22 protein-coding genes are annotated in these 24,779 nt (G+C 67.7%); 10 read left to right on the forward strand and 12 right to left on the reverse strand.

Going from position 1 to position 24,779, the window contains the following annotated elements; genetic code table 11:
* Positions 1–163 precede the first annotated feature (163 nt).
* Positions 164–835 carry an integrase core domain-containing protein gene (locus OIE69_RS42280; protein WP_326580790.1) on the forward strand — a complete coding sequence of 224 codons (672 nt, stop codon included), beginning with the start codon at positions 164–166 and terminating at the stop codon, positions 833–835.
* Positions 836–1,046: 211 nt separating this feature from the next.
* Here the strand turns inward: OIE69_RS42280 and OIE69_RS42285 are convergent, their stop codons facing one another.
* The 9 genes from OIE69_RS42285 to OIE69_RS42325 all read right to left on the reverse strand — a co-directional run bounded on the left by OIE69_RS42285 (position 1,047) and on the right by OIE69_RS42325 (position 12,859).
* A complete protein-coding gene (locus tag OIE69_RS42285; RefSeq protein WP_326580791.1) occupies positions 1,047–1,829 on the reverse strand; it encodes an IS630 family transposase in 783 nt (260 codons plus the stop codon).
* On the reverse strand, positions 1,718–2,188 hold the full coding sequence (locus OIE69_RS42290; RefSeq protein WP_326580792.1) for a helix-turn-helix domain-containing protein: 471 nt from the start codon (positions 2,186–2,188) through the stop codon (positions 1,718–1,720). The genes OIE69_RS42285 and OIE69_RS42290 overlap by 112 nt, the downstream gene beginning before the upstream one ends.
* A 91-nt stretch (positions 2,189–2,279) precedes the next feature.
* Positions 2,280–3,101, reverse strand: a complete 822-nt coding sequence (locus tag OIE69_RS42295; RefSeq protein ID WP_326580793.1) for an alpha/beta fold hydrolase — start codon at positions 3,099–3,101, stop codon at positions 2,280–2,282.
* Positions 3,102–3,120: 19 nt separating this feature from the next.
* Positions 3,121–3,690, reverse strand: coding sequence for a DJ-1/PfpI family protein (locus OIE69_RS42300; protein WP_326580794.1), 570 nt, complete (start codon positions 3,688–3,690; stop codon positions 3,121–3,123).
* Positions 3,691–3,785: 95 nt separating this feature from the next.
* Positions 3,786–4,289: a GntR family transcriptional regulator gene (locus OIE69_RS42305; RefSeq protein WP_326580795.1), complete on the reverse strand. Its 504-nt coding sequence runs from the start codon at positions 4,287–4,289 to the stop codon at positions 3,786–3,788.
* A gap of 535 nt (positions 4,290–4,824) precedes the next feature.
* On the reverse strand, positions 4,825–6,939 hold the full coding sequence (locus OIE69_RS42310) for a ThuA domain-containing protein (RefSeq protein WP_326580796.1): 2,115 nt from the start codon (positions 6,937–6,939) through the stop codon (positions 4,825–4,827).
* A gap of 11 nt (positions 6,940–6,950) precedes the next feature.
* Positions 6,951–10,877: a ThuA domain-containing protein gene (locus tag OIE69_RS42315; RefSeq protein ID WP_326580797.1), complete on the reverse strand. Its 3,927-nt coding sequence runs from the start codon at positions 10,875–10,877 to the stop codon at positions 6,951–6,953.
* A 582-nt stretch (positions 10,878–11,459) separates the two neighbouring features.
* Positions 11,460–12,029 (reverse strand): DJ-1/PfpI family protein, encoded by a 570-nt coding sequence (locus tag OIE69_RS42320; protein WP_326580798.1) that lies wholly within the window; start codon positions 12,027–12,029, stop codon positions 11,460–11,462.
* Between the two features lie 95 nt (positions 12,030–12,124).
* Positions 12,125–12,859, reverse strand: a complete 735-nt coding sequence (locus tag OIE69_RS42325; RefSeq protein WP_326580799.1) for a GntR family transcriptional regulator — start codon at positions 12,857–12,859, stop codon at positions 12,125–12,127.
* A gap of 386 nt (positions 12,860–13,245) precedes the next feature.
* Here OIE69_RS42325 and OIE69_RS42330 point away from each other — a divergent pair, with 386 nt between their 5' ends.
* From OIE69_RS42330 to OIE69_RS42365, 8 genes are all read left to right on the forward strand, one after another.
* Positions 13,246–14,664 (forward strand): extracellular solute-binding protein, encoded by a 1,419-nt coding sequence (locus OIE69_RS42330; RefSeq protein WP_326580800.1) that lies wholly within the window; start codon positions 13,246–13,248, stop codon positions 14,662–14,664.
* 80 nt (positions 14,665–14,744) lie between these two features.
* Complete coding sequence (locus tag OIE69_RS42335; RefSeq protein ID WP_326580801.1) at positions 14,745–15,611, forward strand: carbohydrate ABC transporter permease; 867 nt, start codon at positions 14,745–14,747, stop codon at positions 15,609–15,611.
* Positions 15,611–16,522: a carbohydrate ABC transporter permease gene (locus OIE69_RS42340; protein WP_326580802.1), complete on the forward strand. Its 912-nt coding sequence runs from the start codon at positions 15,611–15,613 to the stop codon at positions 16,520–16,522. The genes OIE69_RS42335 and OIE69_RS42340 overlap by 1 nt, the downstream gene beginning before the upstream one ends.
* Positions 16,522–17,589, forward strand: coding sequence for an ABC transporter ATP-binding protein (locus OIE69_RS42345; RefSeq protein WP_326580803.1), 1,068 nt, complete (start codon positions 16,522–16,524; stop codon positions 17,587–17,589). Before OIE69_RS42340 ends, OIE69_RS42345 begins: the two co-directional genes overlap by 1 nt.
* A gap of 62 nt (positions 17,590–17,651) precedes the next feature.
* Positions 17,652–18,665 (forward strand): ABC transporter ATP-binding protein, encoded by a 1,014-nt coding sequence (locus tag OIE69_RS42350; RefSeq protein ID WP_326580804.1) that lies wholly within the window; start codon positions 17,652–17,654, stop codon positions 18,663–18,665.
* Positions 18,666–18,948: 283 nt separating this feature from the next.
* Positions 18,949–20,409 carry an NAD-dependent succinate-semialdehyde dehydrogenase gene (locus OIE69_RS42355; protein WP_326580806.1) on the forward strand — a complete coding sequence of 487 codons (1,461 nt, stop codon included), beginning with the start codon at positions 18,949–18,951 and terminating at the stop codon, positions 20,407–20,409.
* A gap of 17 nt (positions 20,410–20,426) precedes the next feature.
* Positions 20,427–20,885, forward strand: a complete 459-nt coding sequence (locus tag OIE69_RS42360; RefSeq protein WP_326580807.1) for an Ldh family oxidoreductase — start codon at positions 20,427–20,429, stop codon at positions 20,883–20,885.
* A gap of 1 nt (position 20,886) precedes the next feature.
* Positions 20,887–22,125 (forward strand): iron-containing alcohol dehydrogenase, encoded by a 1,239-nt coding sequence (locus OIE69_RS42365; RefSeq protein ID WP_326580808.1) that lies wholly within the window; start codon positions 20,887–20,889, stop codon positions 22,123–22,125.
* An 85-nt stretch (positions 22,126–22,210) separates the two neighbouring features.
* Here the strand turns inward: OIE69_RS42365 and OIE69_RS42370 are convergent, their stop codons facing one another.
* Together OIE69_RS42370 and OIE69_RS42375 are read right to left on the reverse strand one after the other, a co-directional pair.
* Positions 22,211–22,993 carry an IS630 family transposase gene (locus OIE69_RS42370; protein WP_326580809.1) on the reverse strand — a complete coding sequence of 261 codons (783 nt, stop codon included), beginning with the start codon at positions 22,991–22,993 and terminating at the stop codon, positions 22,211–22,213.
* Positions 22,882–23,352 carry a helix-turn-helix domain-containing protein gene (locus tag OIE69_RS42375; RefSeq protein WP_326580792.1) on the reverse strand — a complete coding sequence of 157 codons (471 nt, stop codon included), beginning with the start codon at positions 23,350–23,352 and terminating at the stop codon, positions 22,882–22,884. Before OIE69_RS42375 ends, OIE69_RS42370 begins: the two co-directional genes overlap by 112 nt.
* Positions 23,353–23,446: 94 nt before the next feature.
* Between OIE69_RS42375 and OIE69_RS42380 the strand changes: the two genes are divergently transcribed.
* On the forward strand, positions 23,447–23,761 hold the full coding sequence (locus OIE69_RS42380; protein WP_326580810.1) for a hypothetical protein: 315 nt from the start codon (positions 23,447–23,449) through the stop codon (positions 23,759–23,761).
* Positions 23,762–23,782: 21 nt separating this feature from the next.
* On the opposite strand, the gene OIE69_RS42385 is transcribed toward OIE69_RS42380, so the two are convergent.
* Positions 23,783–24,657 (reverse strand): IS5 family transposase gene (locus OIE69_RS42385; protein ID WP_392567635.1). Its coding sequence is split into 2 segments (ribosomal slippage): positions 23,783–24,267 and positions 24,267–24,657, totalling 876 coding nucleotides; the frame shifts between segments, so codons are not numbered across the junction.
* Between the last annotated feature and the right edge of the window lie 122 nt (positions 24,658–24,779).

The following is a 24,779-nucleotide window of genomic DNA, read 5'->3' on the forward strand; positions in this document are numbered from 1 at the left end:
GGGGCGTGGCCGCGTCCGGCCCGCGAGCAGGTCCGGGACACCGCCCGTCGGCACGCGCTCGCGCATCCGGCGTGGGGGCATCGCAAGGTGTGGGCGATGTGCCGATGGGACGGCCATCGGGTCTCGCAAGCCACCGTGCTACGGCTACTACGGGACGAGGGCATTGCTACTGGAGGCGAACTACCAGCGAGAAAGACGGCAGCTCGCTGCCCGCCGCAAGGCCGCCTTCGCCACCGAGCCGATCGGCCCGAACCAGGTCTGGCAGCTGGACTGCTCCGAGTTCGAGACCGCTGCGGGCGGGACCTGGCGGCTTGCAGGCTGCCGGGACTACTGGTCGAAGTACGAACTGGGATGGCACATCTCGCCCACCGCGAACCAGCACGACGCGATCGCCGCCGTCGAGCTTGCCCTGGCAGAAGCTGCGCGGCTGGCCGGCAGGCCGCTGGCACAGCTTGCCCCACGGGACGCCGACGGCGCGGTGCAACCGCTGGTCACGATCGTCACCGACAACGGCGGACCGTTCCGCTCGTTCCGGTTCGAGGCGTTCATCGCCACCCGCCCCGAGCTACGGCACGTCCGCACCCGGGTCCGCACGCCGGGGCAGAACGGGTCACGCGAGCGCGGCTTCGGCTCGCTGAAGTACGAGAAGCTGTTCCTGGAGGAGATACCCGACGCCCTCGACCTGGTCCGCCACGCCGAGGACTACCGGCTCGAATACAACACGGTCCGGCCCCACGAGGCACTCGCCTGGAACCGCCCCCACGACGTCCACACCGGCGCCGCCGACCCTCTCGTCCCCAACTTTCCCGAACCCGAAAACCTGCCAGTTACTTGACGCGGGACAGGCGTGTGCGTTGCGCCAGCGGATGTAGGCGCCGATGGCGGCGTTCTGTTCGCCGTGGCTGCGATGGTCGGTGCCGTTGAGGGCGAAGTAGCGCAGGGCCGCGAACTCGGATTCGATCCAGTTGAGCCACGATCCGTAGGTGGGCAGGAAGACCAGCTCGACCTGGTGGCATCCGAGCCGAGCCACTAGTAGACTGTCGCAGCTAATGTGTGGGGTATAGGTGGCGGAGTTTGGTGCGTGCGTCGTGGGTGGTGAACTGCCAGTTCACCTGACGTTGGTCGGTGTTGGTGGTGTTCTGCCAGGCTGAGAGTTCGGTGTTGAGGGTGTCGAGGTCCGCGATGCGGTGGTCGAGGCATTGCCGGGTCAGTGCGGAGAGTTCGATCTCTGCGATGTTGAGCCATGACCCGTGTTTGGGGGTGTGGTGGATCTCGAGGCGCTGGGCCAGGGCGAAGGCCTCGGCTGGTTCGAATGCTTCGTACAGTGAGGCGATGCCGTGGGTGTTGAGGTTGTCCATGACCAGGACCACGGTCTCGGCGTCGGGGTAGTCCTCGGTCAGTAATCGCTTGACCTGGCCGGCCCAGTCGATCCGGGTGCGACGAGGCTGGGCGTCTACTCGGCGCCACCCGCGCAGGGGTTCAACCCACACAAAGATCGAGCACGTGCCGCAGCGGATGTACTCGCTGTCCTGGCGGGCGTCGCGGCCGGGGCGGGCCGGGAGCGGGTCGCGGGCATGGGCGAGGAGTTGGTAGGGCTTCTCGTCCATGCACACCACTGGGCGGGCCGAGTCATAAGGTCGGGCATAGACGGCCAGCACGTCTTGCATCCGGGCCGCGAACTGCGGGTTTGCTCGTGGTGGGATGGTCCAGCACTTCCTCAGATGAGGACGCAGCCTCGTTTTTTTAAGATCCGCCCGATGGTTGAGTGGTCCAGATCGGGGATGCCCTCGACCAGGGCGACGTGCTTCTCCAGCAGCCGCAGCGACCACCGGGCACGGCCTGCAGGAGGCTGGGAGCACGCCAGGGCGATCAGCCGGGCCTCGACTTCACCAGTCACCGGCGAGGGCACCGGCGGGAGATCCCGCGGTTTCCGCTGGATCGTCGCCTCGACGTCACCACCGCTCTCGGCGAACCGCTTGGCCACCAGCCGCAGCGTCTCGCCCGAGACCCCGACCCGGGCAGCGATCGCATCCTGGGAGTCGATCTCACCAGCAGAGGTGTCCAGCGCGAGCAGCACCCGCGCCCGCCTGATCACCGAGGCCGGATGGACCCCCGTCGTGGTCACCCGAACCAACTCATCACGATCGGCCGCGGTCAGCACCACCGGCCTCTTCTTCTGCGAACCCATCACACCAACTCCCGCTCGGCAGAAGGGAAGGAACATCTGCCGGACACCACCATCCCAACCAAATAACCCAGGATTAAGCAACGACACGCTACTAGTGACCTCGTTCCCGGCCGAGGAAGCACGACAGGAGTCGCCTGAAGTCGTGCGGGTGCTCGAGCGCCGGCACGTGCCCGCATCGGCCGAGCACGTGCAGACGGACATCGGCCAGGTGTTCGAGCAGGGGCAGGGCTGCTGTCCCGAGCGGGGTGACTCGGTCCTCGGCGCCGTGGACGAGCAGCACGGGCGCGCGGACCCCTGCCAGCGTTTGCGCCGAGAGGGTGAGCTCGTCGGCCCAACGTGCCCTGGGTGGAGGGAACAACGACGCGAATGCGGCCGCCCCCGCTTGCATCGCAGCTGCACGGGCAGCGACGGCCGACTCGGTCACGAGCGCTTGGTCGAGGACGAGGCGACTCAACATGTCTCGTGCCCCGAGCGGGCCGGCGGGGGCGGCCCAGACCGCGTCGAGGTCGGCGGACAGCGGCGCCCCGGGGGCGCCCATCGTCGAGACCGCCACGACATGGGTGACCTGCTGGGGACGCGCGGCCGCCAACGCCAGGGCCACGGCACCGCCCATGGAGTGGCCCACCACGGCGTAGTGCTCGACGCCGAGAGCATCCATCAGGCCCGCGGCCTGCTCCGTCCACAGCCGGAGCCCACCCCTGGAGCCCGACGGGATGGGTGTACGGCCGAACCCCGCCTGGTCAGGAGCCACCAGGTGCCAGGACGTGCCCAGCGCCTGTGCCGTCGTTGTCCAGGCGCCGGATCCGGTCGTACCGGGTCCGGAGCCGTGCAGCATCAGCACCGCGGGCCCGGTGCCGCTCTCCATGACGTGGACGGGGGAGCCGTCGACTGTGATGGTCCGAAGTGCCGTCACTGGGGCAGGTGAGGTGTGGTCATGACGATGGGGAGTTGATGGATTTCGAGAAGAGCTCCATCATGGCCCTGCCGAATTGCGGCATGTCGGGCCAGCCCCGGCAGGAGACGAGGTTGCCGTCCACGACGTCGGGGGCGTCGATGACCGTTGCGCCCGCGTTCTCCATGTCACCGGTGATGGGGGGGAAGCACGCTGTCTTGCGGCCCTTCAGCAGTCCGTACACAGCCGGCACCTGCGCGCCGTGGCACACCAGCGCGATCGGGAGGTTGCGTGCGAAGAAGTGCTCGGTGATGCGCCTGACGTCGGCGTCGACCCGGATCCACTCGGGGGCGCGTCCCCCAGGGATGATGAGGGCGTCGTAGCGCTCGACGTCGACGTCGGCCCAGGGCACGTCGACGGGCAGCTTTCGGCCGTTCTTCTCCACGTAGGCGTCGGAGTTGGGGTCGAACTCGTGGATGACCAGCTGAACGTCACGCATCGTCCGTGACGAGACGTCAACGCTCCAGCCGCCCTCCTGCACGCGGTAGTAGGGATACATGGTGTCGAGCTCCTCGGCGGCGTCGCCGGTCAGGAGCAGCGCTCTGGGCACCTGCTTCTCCTCGCATCTGAGGCGGGTGAGGCGGATCCGATCGGATCTGATCCGATTGCGTCAGCATTCCTCGGCCCAGCCCGCCCGTCAACCCTTTACGCCATTACGTCCGCGCCCATGCTCTCGTCGAACAATCGCCGGAACCGTTCGCCGGACAGCACCTGGTTCTCCGCGTTCAGGGCGACGAGATCGTGAAAAGCGGCGTCGCGGAGCCCGAAGGCGTCATAGGCCACGGGCCCGCTGCCTCCCTCCAGTTCCGCCATCTCCGCCAGCATGCGTCGCAGGCCGGCCACCTGCTGCAAGGATGCGCGTTCGGCGGATCTGCGCGCCGCTGCCGGCTCGAGGAGCAGGCGGAGCTCAAGCATGTCCTCGCATCGCTGACGGGCGATTTGGCGGGGAATGTGATATCCGGCATGGGGTACACGCACGACCAGGCCCTCGGCCTCCATCCGGTTCAGAGCGTCTTGGATCGGCGTATGCGAGGCCCCCAGCTCTCGCGCCAGGACGTCGATCGTGACGCGGGAGCCAGGCTCGATCCGTAGCACGTCAGCCAGCTGTCCGAGCAGCGTGTCGTAACACCTCGTCGGCAAGCCGGCCACGAGATCTTCCCGGCGGCGTTCCGCCCGTCATGGGCCCATGGCCCCTCGCGATCGTCGCTTCGTCGTCCCTCGTGACATGGGGTTCCTTCTCGCGTCTTCGCGAACCTGTTGACATCGGTCGCAACGCTGCTGCATGGTGACGACCACTTGGATCGTATAGGAAATGTGGGGAATGCTACTGGACTCGTCGAAGGGTCACCGTCGTCTTCCTCCCCTCCGATCGCGGACGCATCCGTTCTCCGCATCGCGGAACGCGTTCTTTCCTTTCATTCGGCAGGCTCAACACGACCTCGCGATCGGCCTTGGTGATCGCCCCTGCCGGCGCAACCGCCGTCGGCCTGGACCTGGTGTTCGCCGCCTGCAGGGCGTCGAACCGACCGCATACCGCTCCCTTGGGAAGATGGGTCACGTGCGGCCCCTGCCGATGTCTCGTCGATGATCATGAGAAGGTCGTGCATGAATCCGCGATAGTGGTGCGCGCTCCAGCGTCAGCGCGGCGGGGGCGGCGATTCGCCGCCCCCGCCGCGTGAACGGGTCAGCGGTTGAGGTTCTGCATCCACTCCCGCAGCTCGCGCGCCTGCCGCGCGAGCTCGGAACGCGCCGCAGCGTCGCCGGAGGCCTTGTCGTTCGCCAGGTCGACAATCGAGTTCAGTGCCGGGATGGCGGTGGTGTACTTGGTTGCCAGGTAGCTGTCCCGCGCGATGTCCAGGGCGGCATCGGCGGCGTCCGCGGCGTCCGCGGTCAGCAGCCCGGCGGCTCGGTCAGCCTCGATCAGCCGGCTGGCCTCGCGGTAGGACGAGCAGTTGGCGTCCGTGCGGTCGGCGGTCGTCTCGATCCCGCCGAGGATGATCTGCATGAACGCGTCGTCGTAGTATTCCGTCCGGAAGTGGCCGAGGATGTTCGAGAACGCCTTGCCACCGTCCCAGTTCTGGCACCATGCGATCGGGTGGTCGCCGTTCATCAGCCGCAGCGGGTTGGTGGCCGCGTTGCCGCTGTTGAGGCTGCGCTGGTAGCTGTCCTCGTTGAGGCTGAGCAGCGTGTGCACGTCGGCTCGCATGTTGCGGTCGAAGTTGTAGAGCTCGTCGACCGTCAACCACCGGGCAGGGAGATGCGCGGTCGCCGGGTGCGTGTTGTCCTCGGTCACCACCTCGGCGTGGATGCAGCTGCCGCACTGGCCGAACCCGTTCTGGCCGCTCGGATGGCTGGTGAAGAACCCACCGACGAGGTTGCCGTACCACGGCCAGGTGCCGATCTCGAACGAGTCGGCGGCGCCGTGGAGGCCGACATAGCCGCCGCCCTGCTTCATGTAGGCCTCGAAGTTCGGCTGCTCGGTGGTCCGATCGAGCGGGCCCGGGTGTCCGACGTTGGACTCGAAGACGATCGTGTCGTACTGCTTGAGCGTGGCGAGGCTCAGGAACGGGCTCGTGGGCAGCGTGACCGTCGGGAGTTGCGGGTCGTAGACGTCGACGTTGAAGTTGTGCGCGACGCCGAGCTTCTGAATCGCGGCCACGGTGTGCGGGATGTGGTCGTGCCGGAAGCCCGTCGTCTTGGAGAAGACCAGGACGTTGTAGTCGGCGTCCGGCTTGTGCGGGAGCGGGGCGAGCACCGGGTCCGGGATGACCTTCGGGCCCTCCGCGGGCTCGGACTCGAGGCCCGTCGCGGGCTCCGGCGCGAGCTGGCCGTTGAGCTGGTCGATCAGGTAACGCGCATCGCCCAGGAGTGTGCTGCGGGCCGAGCCGGGCGGGATCCGGCCGGCGACCGAGACGAATCCGTTCAAGACCTGGCTCGCGCGCTTGGCCGAACCGGCGTCGGCGAGCGCCTTCGCCTGGTCGAGCTTGGCTTGGAGCGTCGCGCCGACCTCCGCCGGGACGCTGCCGGCGGTCTCGAACCGGGTGAGCAGCGTGTCGACGTCCGCGAACGATGTCGTCACGATGAACGTCTGCGTGTACTTCGCGCTGCGGGAAGCAGCGTCAGACAGATGCACCGCGAGCGTGTGCACGCCGAGCGACAGGTCGGAGGTCTGCACCGGCAACGGCGGGACCAGCTTGCCGTCGAGGTACATGTTCAGCACAGCCACTCCGCCCGAGCCGGGGGAGGGGTCCGTGCGCGTCGGGATGAGCGTGGCGACGTGACCGACGTGACCGTCGGTGATCGCCGGGTACGATGCGGCCGGCGCGCGCGTGTCGATCCGGACCGAGATCGAGCGGAACGCCGCGATGTTTCCGGACGTGTCGACCGCGCGGTACCGGACGCTGGTGTTGCCCTCCTGCGTGATCACCGCCGACGCCGTGGCCGACGTCGGCGCCCCCTCGACGGGCACGTCGACGTAGGCGGCGCCGCCGTTGAGCGAGTACTGGAACTTGGCGATGCCGACGTCGTCGGTCGCCGACACGTTCAGCGTCACCGGGCCGGTGTACCAGCTGTTCTGGCCGGTCGGCGCAGAGGGCGACAGCGTCGCCACGTTGATCGTCGGCGGTGTCGTTTCCTGTGCCCACGACGGTGTCGCGGGGGTGAGTGCGGCCGCCGTCAGGAAGGCGGCCACTGCCGATGTGTAAAACCTTCTTCGCATGAGTATCTTCTCTCTTACCGCTGTTCCGGCGGGTTCGCTGGGTGCGGATGCCCGTGCCGACGAACCCGGGTCCGTCGGCACGGGCGGGTTCGCTAGGTGCCGACGCCCGTGCCGATGAACTCGGCCCAGTTGAGGTTGAACAGGTTGCCGCCCGTGGCGCCGGACGAGACCGAGCGGAACACCAGGAACAGCTCATGCGTCCCGGACATCGAGACCGGGAACGTCTGGCTCGTCCAGGTTCCCGTCCCGCCGGTGGACACGAGGTTGGCCGTGGTCAGGATCGGCCCGGTGATCGAGTCCTGACGGACCTCGATTGCCGCCAGCGGCGACCCGGGCGTGCGGCCGTTCGCCGCGTCCGCCGCGCGGAACGTGATCGAATCGATGTTGGTCAGGTTGAATGGGCCGTTGAGCTGGAGCCAGTCGCCCGAGCCCAGGCTGCCGCGGTGCACGCCGGCTCCGCCGTCGGTGTTGGTCGCCGTGTTGGTGCCGGACTGGTTGACGACGAACTCCACCTCCTGGTGCTTCTGGCGGATCTGGTGCTGGCCGGTCGTGGTCAGCTGTGGGACGCCGCCCGGACCGCCGTGGTCGGTGTAGCGCGCCTGGACCACGCCGGAGACGTTGCCGCCGTGCGAGACGTCGTCGGCGTCCGTGTGGAGCACGCCCGAGCAGCCGTTGACGGACTCCTCGGCGTGGCCGTGCGAGTCGTGGCCGAGCACGAACGTCACCTGCACCTCGGAGCAATCCACCGTCCCGTCCTCGGGGTCGGTGACCGTGACCGAGAACGGGATGTCGTCGCCGAACGCGAACGTCCCGCCCTCCACCGGCGTATCGACGACCACCGTCGGGCTCGTGTTGCCCACGGTGATCACGGTGCTGGTCGAGGCTTGCTTGCCGGACGAGTCGAGCGCGGTCAGCACGGCCGTGTAGCGGCCGGACTGCGTGTAGGTGTGTGCCGGGTTCGGGTCGGTCTCGATCGCCGAGCCGTCGCCGAAGTTCCACTCGTAGCGGATCGAGTCGCCGGGATCCTCATCCAGCGAGCCGGCGCTGGAGAAGTTCACGGTCAGCGGCGTTGAGCCGTCGGTGCGGTCCGTGGTGAGCACGACCTTCGGCGCGCGCTTGCCCTTGACGTACTCCCACTTGTACATGCCCGCGTCGGGGCTGATGACGTTGAACCCGTTGCCGTAGGTCAGCATGTAGAACGCGCCGTCGGAACCGAACTGCAAGTCCATCGGGTTGTCGCACTCGAACCGGAACGTGCCTGCCCCGGCGTTGGCACGGCTGCCGCAATCCAGGAAGTTGTTGATCTTCTGGACGTGGTGGTTCTGCTTGTCGAGCTTGACCTCGCGCAGCGTGTCCTGCGTCCACTCGCTGATGATCACCGAGTCGTCGTAGTACGCCGGGAACTTGTGAGGGTTCGGGTTCTTCGGGTCGTAGTGGTACTTCGTGACCCCGTGCGGACCGACGCCGCCGGTGTAGAGCTCGGGGAACAACCGCGGGCATTCGGTCGTCGAGCCGGGTGCGATCGGGCCCTGGCTCGGCGCGTAGTAGGCCTCGCACGGGGTGCCGAGCGGCGCACTCGAGTTGTTGTCGCGGTAGGAGTACCAGATGTCCGGGTCGGTGACCGGCGGGACGTCCCTCAGGCCCGGCTCGACCGTCGGACCGCCCTCAATGTTCCACAGCGAGTCGTTGCGCTGCGTCGGCCCGTCGCAGTCGAACTTCTGAGGCGGGTTGTTCAGCGGCGTGCCCGCGGTGGTGGTGCCGGGAGCGAACTCGTGGAAGTTCCACTGGTAGTGCGCGAGGTCGCGCTTGTAGCAGGTCGGCCAGCCGTAGTTGGACGGCTTGCGCACGATCTGGTAGCGGCCGGTGCCCGCCGGGCCGTGCGAGCGCTGCGGTGTCTGGGCGTCGGGCGAGTAGTCGCCGATGTAGGCCACGTCGTTCTCGTCGACCTGGATCCGGAACGGGTTGCGGAACCCCATCGCGTAGACCTCCGGCCGCGTCTTGTCCCGCGGCTTGCCCGCGACCAGGGGGAACAGGTTGCCCGGCGGGATCGAGTAGGCGCCCGTGCGGGAGCCGAGGGCGGCCTTGTTGGCGTCGGCGGCGGAGATGTCGCCGTTCTTGACCTTGATCCGCAGCACCTTGCCGCGCAGGTCGTTGGTGTTCAGCGCGCTGCGGCGCGAGTCACCGGTGAGCCGCTGATACCAGCCGCCCGCCTGCGCCGTGTTGGTGGCGATCGCCGGCGTGGCGGTGCCGGTCAGGCCGGCGCCGTCGGCGGTGATCTGCGGCTGATCGGACTGCTGCTTGCCGCGGCGGAAGAACACGTTGACGTTCGACGTGTTGACCGGGCCGCCGCTGGTCTGGATCTCGTCCGCCTCGATGTTCGAGAGCGCCTCGAGCGCCGCGTCGATCGCATCGCGATCCGCGTTCCACGCGATCGGCTCCGTCGTCTGGCCCTCGAAGGTCAGCGTGAACGTGCCGCCCGTCGAGTTGGTGACGCGCACGGTCTGCTGCTCGTCGGTCTTCTGCGAGTTGTACGGCCCGTAGCCGCCGGCGTTGATGCCGCCCGCGGGCGTGTCATCGCCGGTGACCATCCAGAGGTTGCCGTGCTTGTCGAAGTCGATGTCGCCCCCGACGTGGCAGCACTCCTGGCGGTTGACCGGCACGCGCATGATCTGCTGCTCGGAGCCCATGTCGAGGTGCGCCGACGTGCTGTCGGTGGCGTCGACGAACTTGAAGCGGCTGAGCTGGAAATAGCCCACGTACGGATCCCACGCGGTTTTAGACGCCGCCACGTTCGGCGGGGTGGTGTTCGGCGTGATCTGGGTGACGACCGATCCGTCGCTCAGCTTGACGTCGGTGACCTCCTTCGCCGAGTAGTAGAGGTAGACCCACTTGTTGGTCGCGAAGTTGGCGTCGACCGCCGGGCCATAGAGCCCGTCCTCACCCGCGGAGTAGATCTGCTGCGTCATCGGCAGGTTCGGATCGGCGAAGTTGGCGACGACCGTGGTGACGCCCGTGGTCGAGTCGTGCATGCGCAGCGAGCCGAGGCGGTCCGTCTGCAGAACGCGGCCGTCCGGCAGCTGGTCGAAGCCGATGGGCTCCTGCAGGTTCGGCGGCGAGCCGATCTTCGTCTGCTGGTAGTTGGCCAGCACGGTGGCGCCGCAATCGCTGTAGGCCGGGTCGGCCTGGCCCGCGGCCCAGCCGATCGCGCCCTTGAGGTGCTTGGTGAGGCCGGGGTCGAAGCTCGCGGCCGTGTTGCCCAGGCCGGTGTAGAACGAGCGGCCGCCCTGGAAGTCCTTGCACCACGAGACCGGGTGATCGGCGCCCATCGTGCCCCCGGCGATCCCGTCGAGGTCGGCGCCCTGTGGCTGCGGCCCGAACGGGTCCTCGACGACGGTGTCGAGGACGTGTGACACACCGCGGACGTTCTTCTTGTAGTTGTACCACTTGTCGGTCCGCGACCAGATCTGCGGCAGCTCCTTGCTCGCGTCGTGGACGCGGTCGGCGACCTTCACGTCACCCGATTGCACGTCGGTACTGCCGGACGCACGCGTCCCCAGGATGTCAGTCAGGAACGACCAGGACTCGTCGGTCTCGACCGCCGAGCCGACGCCGACGAAGCCGCCGCCGTCGCGGAAGTAGCTCTCGAAGTTCGCGCGTTGCGCGTCCGTGAGCGGGCTCGCGAGACCCGTGTCCAAGAACACGACCGCGCGGTACTGCGCCAGCTTCTTCTCCGTGAAATGGTCGCCCACGTCAGCGGGCCCGGGCGCCTCGACCGTGAAATGACCCGTTCTGGCCGCATCCCGGATCGCGGCCAGGCCGGCCGATGACACCGCGTCCTGGGTGCTGCGCACCACGAGTACCTTGAAGCGGACGTCTGGTGGTGCGGGCTTGGCGGGAGGCGCGGGCTGCTGCGGCAGCGCCGGTGCAGCGACGAAAGCGGGCTCGGCCGCGGTGGGGGCCGCGGCGCTCACCGGCGTCGCGAGGAGCGTGAGGAAAGGGGCGATGAGGGCTAAGGCCATCGTGGTCGCGGTGCGACGTCTCGGGCGTCGTCCGTTTTCTGGCGGGGCTGCGTCGAGCAGCCTGGCCCACGGGCGATGACGTGGTGACATGAAAAACCCTTCCTGCCTGGGGATGTCAGGCACGGCGCGCGCCGTCGCGCTCATTGCCACTTGGTGGTAGCGGATATTGCGGTTGCTGGAGGGTGGTGCCGTCTCCAGGTCTGTGGGGTCGTCGTCAAGGTGCCGGCCTGGGTAAATCCGTGATCGCGGTCGGGGCGTCGATGATGTGGTTGATCACCATGCTCGCTGCGTCACGGGAGGCGGCGCCGAAGCTGAGCGTGGAAGCGACGAATCGGCACTGGGCGGCTGGAGCTGCCACCACGAGCCGTTGCAGCTGATCTTGTGCGTATGGCAGCAGCCACTGGGCCGGCGAGGCGAATCGCCTCCGATGACGATCACTCGCGGGTTGAACAGGTTGGCCAGGATCGAGCCACCAGGTGGCCGACATCGCCAGAGGCCTGGCCTCTGGCGACCGGTGCATGACAACTGCGGTGGCACAGGGCGGAGAGTGGCTCGGGCTTCACCAGGGCAGGTGAGGTGTGGTCATGCCGATGCGGAGTTGATGGATTTCGAGAAGAGCTCCATCATGGCCCTGCCGAATTGCGGCATGTCGGGCCAGCCCCGGCAGGAGACGAGGTTGCCGTCCACGACGTCGGGAGCGTCGATGACTGTCGCGCCCGCGTTCTCCATGTCACCGGTGATGGGAGGGAAGCACGCTGTCTTCCGGCCCTTCAGCAGCCCGTACACAGCCGGCACCTGCGCGCCGTGGCACACCAGCGCGATCGGGAGGTTGCGTGCGAAGAAGTGCTCGGTGATGCGCCTGACGTCGGCGTCGACCCGGATCCACTCGGGGGCACGTCCCCCAGGGATGATGAGGGCGTCGCAGCGCTCGACGTCGACGTCGGCCCAGGGCACGTCGACGGGCAGCTTTCGGCCGTTCTTCTCCACGTAGGCGTCGGAGTTGGGGTCGAACTCGTGGATGACCAGCTGAACGTCACGCATCGTCCGTGACGAGACGTCAACGCCCCAGCCGCCCTCCTGCACGCGGTAGTAGGGATACATGGTGTCGAGCTCCTCGGCGGCGTCGCCGGTCAGAAGCAGCGCTCTGGGCACCTGCTTCTCCTCGCATCTGAGGCGGGTGAGGCGGATCCGATCGGATCTGATCCGATTGCGTCAGCATTCCTCGGCCCAGCCCGCCCGTCAACCCTTTACGCCATTCCGTCCGAGCCCATGCCCTCGTCGAACAACCGTCGGAACCGCTCGCCGGACAGCAGGATGTGCCGACGCATGGCGTAGGCGGCGGCGTCGGGGTCACGCGCGGCGATCGCGGCCACGACTTCTTCGTGCTCGGCCATGGCCAAGTGAGTGACCTGGGCGTCGTGGAGAAGCCGGAACAGGTGCACGTGCGTGTGCAGGCGAGCGAGCGCTTCGCGGATGACCTGGTTCTCCGCGCCCAGGGCGACGAGATCGTGAAAAGCGGCGTCGCGGAGTCCGAAGGCGCCATAGGCCGTGGGCCCGCTGCCTCCCTCCAGCTCCGCCATCTCCTCCAGCATTCGTCGCAGGCCGGCTACCTGCTGCAACGATGCACGTTCGGCGGATCTGCGCGCCGCTGCCGGCTCGAGGAGCAGGCGGAGCTCAAGCATGTCCTCGAATCGCTGACGGGTGATTTGGGGGGGAATGTGATATCCGGCATGGGGCACACGCACCACCAGGCCCTCGGCCTCCATCCGGTTCAGAGCGTCTCGGATCGGCGTCTGCGAGACCCCCAGCTCTCGCGCCAGGACGTCGATCGTGACGCGGGAGCCAGGCTCGATCCGTAGCGACATCAGCTGTCCGAGCAGCGTGTCGTACACCTCGTCGGCAAGCCGGCCACGAGATCTTCCCGGCGGCGTTCCGTCCGTCATGGCCCCACGGCCCCTCGCGATCATCGCTTCGTCGTCCATCGTGACGTGAGGTCCTTTCTATCGTCTTTGCGAACCTGTTGACATCGGTCGCATGCTGCGGGATGTTGATGCCCGCTTGGATCGTATAGGAAAGGTGACGGACGCCAGCCATCCTTCACCCATTGCGGAACCGCCCGCCATCGCTCCGCTTCGATCAGTTTGAGCTCCTAAGAAGATGCTCGACGTCCTACTTGGTTCGCCGCCGGGCCGCACAAGGGCCGAAGGACCTCTCGACCGCCTGAAGCCCCAATACGTCGCGGCGTACTCGTGACGCCGGTCCGCGGGTCAGCCCCTGCGACAGCCGGCAACACGCCTGCACCCAGCAACTGCTCGGCGAAGCACGCAGCAAGGCTCCAGAAGTCCCGACCCAGAAAGCAGGCACGAGGATGCGGTATCCCAAGCCATTAGGACGACTGTCCGTTCCCGGTCGAAAGGTGCAGCTGGCGACGGCGGCCATGTTGGTGGCCACGACCGTGGCGGCTTGCGGCGGCGACACGCAGGCGAGCGCCCCCAAGGCACCGGCGACCATCCCGGAGCTCACCAAGGACCCGCTGACCCTCAGCTTCATCTGGTTCGACTGGCCCCCCGCCCACGCGCTGGAAGCCTTCGCGAACGCGGAGTACGCCAAGGAGCGGCCGAACGTGACCATCAAGGTCAACACCGTGCCGAACGCGAACTGGCACGACGCGATGTTCACCCAGTTTGCAGCGCACCGTACCGACTTCGACATCCCGATCCTGGACTCGCAACACATCGGCGAGGCCGTGACGAACGGCAACATCCTCGACATCACCGACTTCGTCAAGAAGAACATCGACGTCAAGGCCTACAACCCGTACCTCCTGGCGGCCTACGGCCAGTTCCCCCAGGCGGAGACCGGCAAGCGCGACGAAAACGCCAGCATGTACGGACTGCCGCTGCTCGGCGACACCTGGACGATGATCTACCGCAAGGACCTGATCGGCGACAAGCCACCGCAGACATGGGACCAGATGATCTCAGTCGCCGAGAAGTGCCAGGCGGACCACCCCGGCGTCAGCGGGCTGGCTTTCCACCAGGCCAACGGCTCCGACGCCGCAGCCGTGACCTACAACACGGTCAACGGCCTCTACGGCGGCAACCTCTGGGACTCCAAGACGCGCAAGATCGACGGCGTCCTCAACGACACCGCGGGCCATGAGGCGATGGACGTCCTGGTCAACAAGATGAAGCCGCTGACCGCCAAGGGTTCCGGCAACTGGTTCATCGACGAGGTGAACGCGGCGGTCGCCCAGGGCAAGGCATGCATCGCGTTCAACTGGATCGCCGCGAGCGGCGGCCTGCTCGACCCGAAGCAGTCGACGCTCGGCACCACGCGGGAGCAGATCCTCGACAAGCTCGGTTTTGCCACCCTGCCGAGCCAGAAGACGAACCTGGTGCCTCTCGGCGGCATGGGGATGCACGTGTCGGCCTACTCCGCCGAAGCGAACCAGGCGGAGGCCCTGAACTTCATGAAGTGGTTCGAGCAGGCTGACATCCAGAAGAAGTGGGCCGCGGCTGGTGGCGTGCCCGCACGTACGGACGCCCTGCAGTCGCCCGAGTTCCTCAATGCCGGGCCGTTCAACCAGGTGTACGCCGACTCCGTTCCGCGGATGCGGGACATGTGGAACGTGCCCGAGTACGCGCGCCTCGTCGACATCGAGAACACCAACGTGAACGCGGCTCTGAACGGCGCGAAAAAGCCGAAGGACGCGCTCGACGACATCGCCAAGGAGCAGCAGAGCGTGCTCGACTCCGGCAGCCGCAAGGGCGGCGGCGGATTGTGAGTGACCCCACCACTCTGACGACCGACCACGCGGTGCAGGTGGCGTCCGCGACGCCGCCTGCACCACGTCGGTCCCGCCGCTTGAGCGACCGCGGGCTCGCCGTGGCCTTCATCTCCCCGGCGCTGCTGCTGCTGCTCGGCATGTCGGTGTTCCCGTTGCTGTGGGCGTTGTACCTGTCGTTCACCGACTACTCGGCCACCCGCGGGGGGCCGGCCCATTTCATCTGGTTCGAGAACTACACCGCCATCCTGACGTCGGCGCAGGTCCACCTGAGGGCCTTGACGACGTTGATCTACGTGGTCGGCGCGGTCACCCTGCAGACGGTGCTCGGTTTCGCCATCGCCTACCTGATCTCACGGCGCACGCACGGGCGAGGACTGCTGACCACTTTGTTCCTGGTTCCGATGATGTTGTCGCCGGTCGTGGTCGGACTGTTCTGGCGATTCATGTTCGACGCGCAATTCGGCGTGATCAACAGCATGCTCGGCTCGCTCGGCCTGGGGCAGGTGGAGTGGCTCACCCAGAAGCGAACGGCACTGATGTCCCTGATCGTGGTCGACACCTGGCAATGGACGCCGTTCATCATGCTCATCGCACTTGCGGGCCTCACCGCGGTTCCCAAGTACCTGTACGAGGCCGCCTCGATCGATCGGGCGTCCGAGTGGTTCCGGTTCCGCACCATCACTCTTCCGCTGGTGTGGCCGCTGCTCCTCATTGCGGTGTTGTTCAGGGCCATCGAGGCCTTCCGGCTGTTCGACCTCGTCTACATCCTCACCAGCGGAGGTCCGGGGGTCTCCACCGAGACGTTGTCGTTCCACGTCTACAAGGTCGCGTTCCTGGGCTTCAACACCGGAACCGCCTCGGCGTACGGGATCCTCATGGTCCTCGTCGTCATGGTCCTCACGCAGCTCTACCTGCGCTACTTGAACAAGCTCAAGGAGGACTGATGGCCGTATCCGTCGACGAGGCCGCGCCCACAGATCCTGTCCGGGATCACACGCCCCCCGCGCGTCGCCTCCGCGGCTGGGGCCGTTCCGTGCTGGAGGTCGCGCTGCTGACCGTGCTGGCCGTTGTGATGCTCTTTCCGGTGCTGTGGATGATCGAGACGTCCATCAAGGAGAACCGGGACGTCTACGCCGTCCCGGCCAAGTTCTTCGACTTCAAGGTCACGATGGGCCATTTCAAGGACGTGTTCGTCGCCCCCGGCGGCGGTCGCTCGGCCTTGTCCGTCGCGTTCCTCAACTCCGTCGTGGTCGCCGGGGTCTCCACCGCGCTGGCCACCGTGCTGGGGGTCCCGGCGGCCTGGGCCTACTCGCGCTTCGCCGTGAAGGCCAAGAAGGACCAACTGTTCTTCATCCTGTCCACCCGCTTCATGCCGCCCGTGGTGGTCGTGATCCCGATCTTCCTCATGTACCGCCAAGTCGGACTCATCGACACCAAGCTCGGCCTGATCCTGATCTACGCCGCGTTCAACGTCCCGTTCACGATCTGGATGATGAAGGGGTTCGTCGACGAGGTGCCCGCAGAGTACGAGGATGCCGCCATGCTCGACGGCTACACCCGCCTGCAGGCGTTCCGGCGATTCACCCTTCCCCTGCTCCTGCCCGGCATCGCCGCGACGGCGGTCTTCGCACTCATCTTCTCGTGGAACGAGTTCGTGTTCGCCATCTTCCTCACCTCCAGCGACAGCGTGCGGACGGCCCCGCCCGCCATCGCCGGCCTCATCGGTGGAACCACGGTGGACTGGGGTCTCGTGGCCGCCGCCTCCGTGGTGTTCGCCCTACCGGTGCTCGTCTTCGCCTACCTGGTGCGCAAGCACCTCGTCGCCGGTGTGACGCTCGGGGCGGTGCGACGCTGATGGCGGGCATCGAGGTGACCGCGCTGCACAAGCGCTACCCGGACGGGACGGTCGCGGTTGATCACGTGGACCTGTCCATCGGCGACGGCGAGCTGTTCGTGATGCTCGGCCCTTCGGGCTGCGGCAAGACGACCACGCTGCGAGCCGTAGCCGGCCTGGAGAGGCAGACGACGGGCGACATCCGCATCGGCGACACGCTGGTCAACGACCTGCCGCCCGCCGAGCGCGACATCGCCATGGTGTTCCAGTTCTACGCTCTCTACCCGCATCTGAGAACCCGCGACAACCTGGCGTTCCCACTGCGGGCCGAGGGACTGCCCAAGGCGGAGGTGCGCGAGCGGGTCGACGAGGCCGCCCGGCTGATGCGGCTCGCTCCGCTCCTGGACCGGCGACCGCACCGGCTGTCCGGCGGGGAGCAGCAGCGCGTCGCGCTTGCTCGCGCCCTGGTGCGACGACCGCGCGCGTTCCTCATGGACGAACCCCTCACCAATCTGGACGCGGAGCTGAGGGCGGACATGCGCACGGAGATCAAGCACCTGCAGGGGGAACTGGGGACGACGATGGTTTACGTCACCCACGACCAAGTCGAGGCGATGTCGCTCGGCCACAGAATCGCCATCCTCAACAAGGGCCGCGTCGAGCAGATCGGCACGCCGCTGGAGGTCTACGACCGTCCGGCGAGTCTTTTCTGTGCCGCATTCCTCGGCTCCCCGCCGATGAACCTGATCGAGGTGGAGGTGGCCGACGGGAAGCTGCGCAGTCAGGGCGGACTGGTCCTCCCGCCACCGCCGAGCCTGCCGCGCGACCGTCGCCTGGTCGCAGGCGTCCGGCCGGAGGCGCTGGAAGTCACGGAACCAGGGGCGGAGCGTTCGGCCCCGGCCCGCGTGGTCTCGGCGGAGTGGCTGGGAGACGAAATCATCTGTGTGGTCGACCACGGCGGCCGGCGCGACGTACGGGTTCGGATGTCACCGACTGTACGGTTCGCCGCTGACGCGCCGGTCGGGCTGCGGCACACCGGCGGGCCCCCGCCGGTCTACGACGTGAGCACGGAAGAGCTGGTGGCCTGATGGGAACCGTGGCAGTGCACGGGCTGTGCAAGTCCTTCGGCAAAGTCCAGGCCCTGGACGGGGTGACGCTGGACGTGCCGGACGGCTCGTTCTTCGTCGTGCTCGGGCCCTCCGGGGCGGGCAAGACGACGACCCTGCGGGCGATCGCCGGCCTTGAGCAGCTTGACGCCGGGTCGGTGCATCTGGACGGGAGGGACGCGACCGGTGACCCCCCGGCCGCACGCGACCTGGCCATGGTCTTCCAGAGCTACGCCCTCTACCCTCGGCTCACGGCGTACGAGAACATCGCTTCGCCGCTGCGGGCACGCCGCCGTTCTTCGAGCGAGATCGCCGCTGCCGTCGAGCAGACGTCGAGCCTGTTGCACATCGAACGTCTGCTGCAGCGTCGTCCCGCGCAGATGTCGGGCGGTGAGATGCAGCGTGTCGCCCTGGCCCGGGCGCTGGTCCGTCGCCCGCGCGCGTTTCTCATGGACGAGCCGCTGACGAACCTCGACCTCAAGCTCCGCGTCGAGATGCGCACCGAGCTCACCCGCATCCACCGCAGTCTCGGGGGAACCTTCGTTTACGTGACCAACGACCAGGTCGAGGCCCTGTCCATGGCCGACCAGGTCGCGGTCCTCAAGGAGGGGAAGGTGCAACAGGTCGGAACGCCGACCGAGGTGTACGAGCGACCGGCCAACCAGTGGGTCGCAGGCTTCGTCGGGAGCCCGGCGATCAGCCTCCTTTCCTGCCACGCTGAGGGGAATCGTCTGGTCGGGTCGGAAGGCTGGACGCTGCCGCGCCCCCGCTGGACCACGGCTGAGGACGGTCGTCCGCTGCTGCTGGGCCTGCGGGCGGAGGACCTGTCCATCGAGCAGCGTGGGGACGCCTCGTTGTCGGGTGAGCTCTACGGCCTTGAGCCGCTCGGTGACCGTACGGTGGTCGACGTCCGAGTGGGGACGGAGATCCTCAAGGTCAAGGCACGACCCACCGTCACGGGTACGCCGGGCGAGCGGCTGCGTGTCACGGTCGACCTGGACCGTGCGCACCTGTTCGATGCGGGCACCGGGCTGGCGCTGTCCGAGGCCGGTAGGTGACCGCGCAGGGCGACCCCACCATGCGCCCGCACATGGCGATCGAGCTTCGGGTGGACCGTCACCGGTGAGCACGGCCTGACGACGCTGAAGCAGCCATGGCCCAAGAAGGCGATCGGTGGCGCGGGCGTCGCCCTGCGGACCCTGGCTGCAGGGCCAAGGCCACGTTCGACCCGCTCGGCAACCTCGACCCCGACCAGGTCGTGCAACCCCGTTCGTCAACGCGCGTGGCGCGATCGCTGCGGTCACGCCGGACATCACCTAGAACATCACAGGAGGCGACGCGATGAGTGACCCGATGAACGTCCTGCCCCCCGAGCACCGGCGGCTCCGGATCGGCGACGCCTGGCGCGACGCCGCCGGCGGAGCCACCTTTGTCGTCGAGGACCCGGCAACCGGCAAGAGCATCGCCGAGGTGCCGGACGCCGACGTCGTTGACGGGCTCGCCGCTCTGGACGCGGCGAGCAAGGCAATGGCGGAGTGGGCGGCGACACCGCCGCGAAAACGGTCGGAGTTGCTGACCGCGACGTACCGGGCGCTGACCGGGCGATCCGAGGAGATCGCCCGGCTGATAACGCTCGAGATGGGCAAGCCGCTCGCCGAGGCTCGGGGAGAGGTGGCCTACGGCGCCGAGTTCTTCCGTTGGTTCGCCGAGGAGGCGGTGCGCGTCGAGGGGCGCTACAACACCGCTCCCGCTGGTGGATATCGCATCCTCACCGTGCCGAAGCCGGTCGGACCGTGCGTCTTCGTGACGCCCTGGAACTTTCCGTTGGCCATGGGTGCCCGCAAGATCGCTCCTGCGCTGGCGGCGGGCTGCACGACGATCACCAAGCCGGCCGCCCAGACGCCACTCACCATGCTGTTCCTGGCCCGCATCATGGAGGAGGCCGGCGTTCCCCCGGGCGTCGTCAACGTCGTGACAACCAAGCGTGCCGGCGACGTGGTCTCAGCACTGCTGGCCGACCGTCGGACCCGCAAGCTTTCGTTCACCGGGTCGACCGAGGTCGGGCGAGTGCTGCTACGACAGGCGGCGGACAACGTGCTGCGCACCTCCATGGAACTGGGCGGCAACGCGGCCTTGATCGTGTGTGCCGACGCGGACCTGGACGTCGCGCTCGACGGTGCCATGGTGGCCAAGATGCGCAACATCGGGGAGTCCTGCATCGCGGCCAACCGAATCTACGTCGAGGAGCCGGTGCGCGAGGAGTTCACGGCGCGCTTCGCCCAGCGGATGGGCGCGCTCTCGCTGGGCCATGGTCTCGACGACGGCGTGGACGTCGGGGCGTTGATCGACGAGGCCTCGGTCACCAAGATCGACGAGCTCGTCGCCGACGCGGTCAATCGCGGCGCCCGTGTCGTGGTGGGGGGCGGGCGTCCGGATGGGCCGGGCCACTTCTACCCGCCTACGGTCCTGGCCGACGTGCCCGAAGACGCGCGGATACTGCAGGCGGAAATCTTCGGCCCGGTGGCGCCGATCATCTCGTTCACGTCCGACGACCAGGTAATGGCGAAGGCCAACGACACCGAGCACGGCTTGGTCGGATACGTCTTCACCCGCGACCTCCAGCGGGCGCTCCGGTTCACCGAGGGGTTGGAGACGGGGATGGTCGGCATCAACCGTGGTCTGATCTCGGACCCGTCAGCTCCGTTCGGAGGCGTGAAGCAGTCCGGGATCGGCAAGGAGGGGTCGCACGAGGGCATCCTTGAGTACCTCGACGTCACCTACGCGGCGATCGACCTACCGTGACCGGTTTGCTGCTCCGGGTGCCCCCCGAGGATCACCGCGCCCTGTGCACACATGACCTGACCGTTCTCAACCCGTGGGGCGGGACCCGGGCCATGGCCGGCACGTATCCGCCAGCACCCGGGGACGCCGTCGACTCCGCCGGTGTGCCCGCCACAGACGCGGCCGCGGCGGTGGATGGCGCGATCAGCCCTTTCGGCGGTCCCCAAGGCTACGCCCTCGGGCTCATGATCGAGGTCCTGGTCGCGGCCTTGACTCGTACCGCCCTTGGCAACGATGTCCGCGGGACCCTCGACCCGACCGACCCGCCCACCAGGGGCGACGTCTTCATCGCGATGGACCCGAGGGCGCCCGGGCACGGCCGAGTCCGGGAGCCCGGCGCGCTCCTGCGCCACCCGGCAGCCGACGCCGTCTTGGTCTCGCAGGTGAACTGGACGTCCGCCCAGCACATCACCGCCGACGTTCCAGAGAGGCACTGACATGCTTGAGACCGTCCGCGGACCACGCCAGCTGATAGTGGGCGAAGGGGTCGCGCAGAACATCCCACGAGTGGTGGCCGAGTGTGGCTCGCGAGTCCTCATCGTGACCGACCGGGTTCTTCTGGGGCAGCCGGGCGTGGCCGAGATCGTGGCCGCCGTGCGGGAGAAGGTCGGAGTCGTCGGAGTGTTTTCCGACGCGACTCCGGACGTGCCACTCGCCGATGTCGCCCTGGCCGTCTCGGTTGCCGCAGAGGTGGACGCCGACGTCATCCTTGCCATCGGGGGTGGCACGGTGATCGACCTCGCCAAAATCGTCGGTGTCATCCGGCGCCACGGTGGGACGCCGCGCGACTTCTACGGCGAGTCGAAGGTGCCGGGGCCGACGATTCCTCTCGTCGCGGTCCCGACGACGTCAGGCACCGGCTCCGAGCTCACGCCCGTCTCGGTGTTGACCGACCCGGACCGCGAGCTGAAGGTGGGGGTCTCCAGCGTCCACATCGTGCCCGACTTCGCCATCGTCGACCCCGAGCTCACCTACACCTGTCCTGCGACCGTCACCGCCCACTCAGGTATCGACGCGTTTTGTCACGCGGTGGAGAGCTACACCGCGCGACCCCGGGCCCACGGACCGCGCGACCCGGTGGAGCAGGTCTTCCTCGGCCGCAACCCGATCACCGATCACTACGCTCTCCTGGCCGCGAAGCGGATCGCCCGCAGCTTGCCCCAGGTCGTCAGGGACGGAGGCGACAAGGACGCGCGCGCGGACATGTCCTATGGGTCCATGCTGGCCGGGCTCGCATTCTCCCACGCAGGCAACGCGGCTCCGCACGCCCTCCAGTACCCCATCGGCGCAGCCACCCACACACCGCACGGCCTGGGCGTCGGGCTGCTGCTGCCCTACGCGCTGGACGCGGCCAGGGATGCCATCGGTGACCGGTTGACCATCCTCGCCGGGGTGTGCGGGCTCGACGTGACCGACGCCTCGGATGCCGAGGCGGCAGATACGTTCCTCACCTGGCTCCACGGGCTCCTTGCCGACATCGGCATCCCTGCCACCTTGGCGGACATCGGCGTGGCACGCGCCGACCTCCCGCGCTTCGCGGAGATGGCCAGTGGCGTCACCCGCTTGATCCAGAACCATCCAGGCCCGACCGACACTGCCAGTCTGACCGCGATCCTCGAAGCGGCCTGGATCGGGGACCGGACCCGACACGTCCTGACTCCGGAGCAGAGACACTGACGGGGCTTTCACATGACGACGAGTTCCCTGCCCCACCCTGGGCATCGGAATTGTCGGCTACGACGTAGCTAGTAGACTGTCGCAGCTAATGTGTGGGGTATAGGTGGCGGAGTTTGGTGCGTGCGTCGTGGGTGGTGAACTGCCAGTTCACCTGACGTTGGTCGGTGTTGGTGGTGTTCTGCCAGGCTGAGAGTTCGGTGTTGAGGGTGTCGAGGTCCGCGATGCGGTGGTCGAGGCATTGCCGGGTCAGTGCGGAGAGTTCGATCTCTGCGATGTTGAGCCATGACCCGTGTTTGGGGGTGTGGTGGATCTCGAGGGGTTGGGCCAGGGCGAAGGCCTCGGCTGGTTCGAATGCTTCGTACAGTGAGGCGATGCCGTGGGTGTTGAGGTTGTCCATGACCAGGACCACGGTCTCGGCGTCGGGGTAGTCCTCGGTCAGTAATCGCTTGACCTGGCCGGCCCAGTCGATCCGGGTGCGACGAGGCTGGGCGTCTACTCGGCGCCACCCGCGCAGGGGTTCAACCCACACAAAGATCGAGCACGTGCCGCAGCGGATGTACTCGCTGTCCTGGCGGGCGTCGCGGCCGGGGCGGGCCGGGAGCGGGTCGCGGGCATGGGCGAGGAGTTGGTAGGGCTTCTCGTCCATGCACACCACTGGGCGGGCCGAGTCATAAGGTCGGGCATAGACGGCCAGCACGTCTTGCATCCGGGCCGCGAACTGCGGGTTTGCTCGTGGTGGGATGGTCCAGCACTTCCTCAGATGAGGACGCAGCCTCGTTTTTTTAAGATCCGCCCGATGGTTGAGTGGTCCAGATCGGGGATGCCCTCGACCAGGGCGACGTGCTTCTCCAGCAGCCGCAGCGACCACCGGGCACGGCCTGCAGGAGGCTGGGAGCACGCCAGGGCGATCAGCCGGGCCTCGACTTCACCAGTCACCGGCGAGGGCACCGGCGGGAGATCCCGCGGTTTCCGCTGGATCGTCGCCTCGACGTCACCACCGCTCTCGGCGAACCGCTTGGCCACCAGCCGCAGCGTCTCGCCCGAGACCCCGACCCGGGCAGCGATCGCATCCTGGGAGTCGATCTCACCAGCAGAGGTGTCCAGCGCGAGCAGCACCCGCGCCCGCCTGATCACCGAGGCCGGATGGACCCCCGTCGTGGTCACCCGAACCAACTCATCACGATCGGCCGCGGTCAGCACCACCGGCCTCTTCTTCTGCGAACCCATCACACCAACTCCCGCTCGGCAGAAGGGAAGGAACATCTGCCGGACACCACCATCCCAACCAAATAACCCAGGATTAAGCAACGACACGCTACTCGTGCCATCCCACCCGCAGACCGGGAAGGCATGGGCCCCGGACGCCTCGCCCGCTCCGGCCTGCCTGGTGCCGTTGCCGTTCGGGGTGTGGCTCCGGCTGGTCTTCCCCGAGCGGCAACTGCCCGTCCCCGCATCGGGTCTGCTACCCGACGGCGTCCTTCGCGACGACCCGCCGACACCGAGTGTGCATGACGTGTTCCAGATCGACTGGGGGGTCTTCGAGCGAACCCTGACCCGGCTGCCCGCCGTCCGCACCCCATGGCTACGCGAGATCCACGACAACCTCACGCAGCACGTACGCACCGGCCGCCTCTAGGGCGTGTATCGAAAGTGCTGGTCACAGCCATTCGTTAATGGCGGCGATGAGGACTGTTGCCTCGTAGCGGACCGCGAGTTTGTCGTACCGTGTTGCCACGGCGCGGTGTCTCTTGAGGCGGTTGATGCCGCATTCGACTGCGTGCCGCGCTTTGTAGTCCTCCGGGTCGAACTTCGGTGGCCGGCCGCCTCGCGAGCCGCGCTTCTTGCGGTTGCGGGCCTGGTCGGCCTTGTCCGGGATGGTGCAGCGGATACCGCGTCGTCGCAGGTAGGCGCGGTTCTTGCGGGAGGCGTACGCCTTGTCGGCCCGCACGCGCAGGGGTCGGGTGCGGGGTCTACCAGCCCCGAGCTGGGGTACCCGGACGCGGCCGAGGACGACCTCGAACTGCGGGGAGTCCCCGCGCTGGCCTGCGGTGATCACGATCGACATGGGCTTTTGGCCTTGCTCGACGGCCAGGTGCAGCTTGGTGGTCAACCCGCCGCGGGAGCGTCCGAGCCCGTGGTCGTCCGGCTCGACGGTGATTCCGCCGGGTGGTTCCTTTTGGAGGTCCCCCTTTTCCGTGCCCCTGCGGCGTGCTGGTGGGCCCGGCAGACGGTGGAGTCGACGTTCAAATCCCAGGTGATCAGGTCCTTCGCGTCCGCGCGGGCCTGGAGTTGGGTGAGGATCCGCTGCCAGGTGCCGTCGCGCTGCCAGCGGCGGAACAGGTCGTACACCCGGCCCCACGGGCCGTATTGCCCAGGCACGTCCCGCCACGGGATGCCGGTACGGACCCGGAACCGTATGCCGTCGATCAGCTGTCGCCGGGTCCATATCGCCGGTCGACCGGCCTTCTTGCGCACTGGCAGCAGCGGCTCCAGCGCAGCCCACTGCTCGTCCGTCAGATCTCCACGCGCCACGAACCAAGATCATCACACATCAAGATCCACTTTCGATACACGCCCTAGCGGGACCGCCTGGGTGCCGTTACCAATCGAACAGCGCCGGACAGCGGCGCCTCCCGAAGTGATGAGCATCTGCT

The organism is Actinacidiphila glaucinigra (assembly GCF_035918135.1).
GTDB classification, from domain to species: domain Bacteria; phylum Actinomycetota; class Actinomycetes; order Streptomycetales; family Streptomycetaceae; genus Actinacidiphila; species Actinacidiphila glaucinigra.

Excerpts from the sequence above, each read along its gene's own strand:
- OIE69_RS42290 (WP_326580792.1), bottom strand. The coding sequence starts at position 2,188 with ATGGGTTCGCAGAAGAAGAGGCCGGTGGTGCTGACCGCGGCCGATCGT.
- OIE69_RS42315 (WP_326580797.1), bottom strand. The coding sequence starts at position 10,877 with ATGGCCTTAGCCCTCATCGCCCCTTTCCTCACGCTCCTCGCGACGCCG.
- OIE69_RS42325 (WP_326580799.1), bottom strand. The coding sequence starts at position 12,859 with ATGGACGACGAAGCGATGATCGCGAGGGGCCGTGGGGCCATGACGGAC.
- OIE69_RS42330 (WP_326580800.1), top strand. The coding sequence starts at position 13,246 with ATGCGGTATCCCAAGCCATTAGGACGACTGTCCGTTCCCGGTCGAAAG.
- OIE69_RS42340 (WP_326580802.1), top strand. The coding sequence starts at position 15,611 with ATGGCCGTATCCGTCGACGAGGCCGCGCCCACAGATCCTGTCCGGGAT.
- OIE69_RS42345 (WP_326580803.1), top strand. The coding sequence starts at position 16,522 with ATGGCGGGCATCGAGGTGACCGCGCTGCACAAGCGCTACCCGGACGGG.
- OIE69_RS42355 (WP_326580806.1), top strand. The coding sequence starts at position 18,949 with ATGAGTGACCCGATGAACGTCCTGCCCCCCGAGCACCGGCGGCTCCGG.
- OIE69_RS42365 (WP_326580808.1), top strand. The coding sequence starts at position 20,887 with ATGCTTGAGACCGTCCGCGGACCACGCCAGCTGATAGTGGGCGAAGGG.
- OIE69_RS42375 (WP_326580792.1), bottom strand. The coding sequence starts at position 23,352 with ATGGGTTCGCAGAAGAAGAGGCCGGTGGTGCTGACCGCGGCCGATCGT.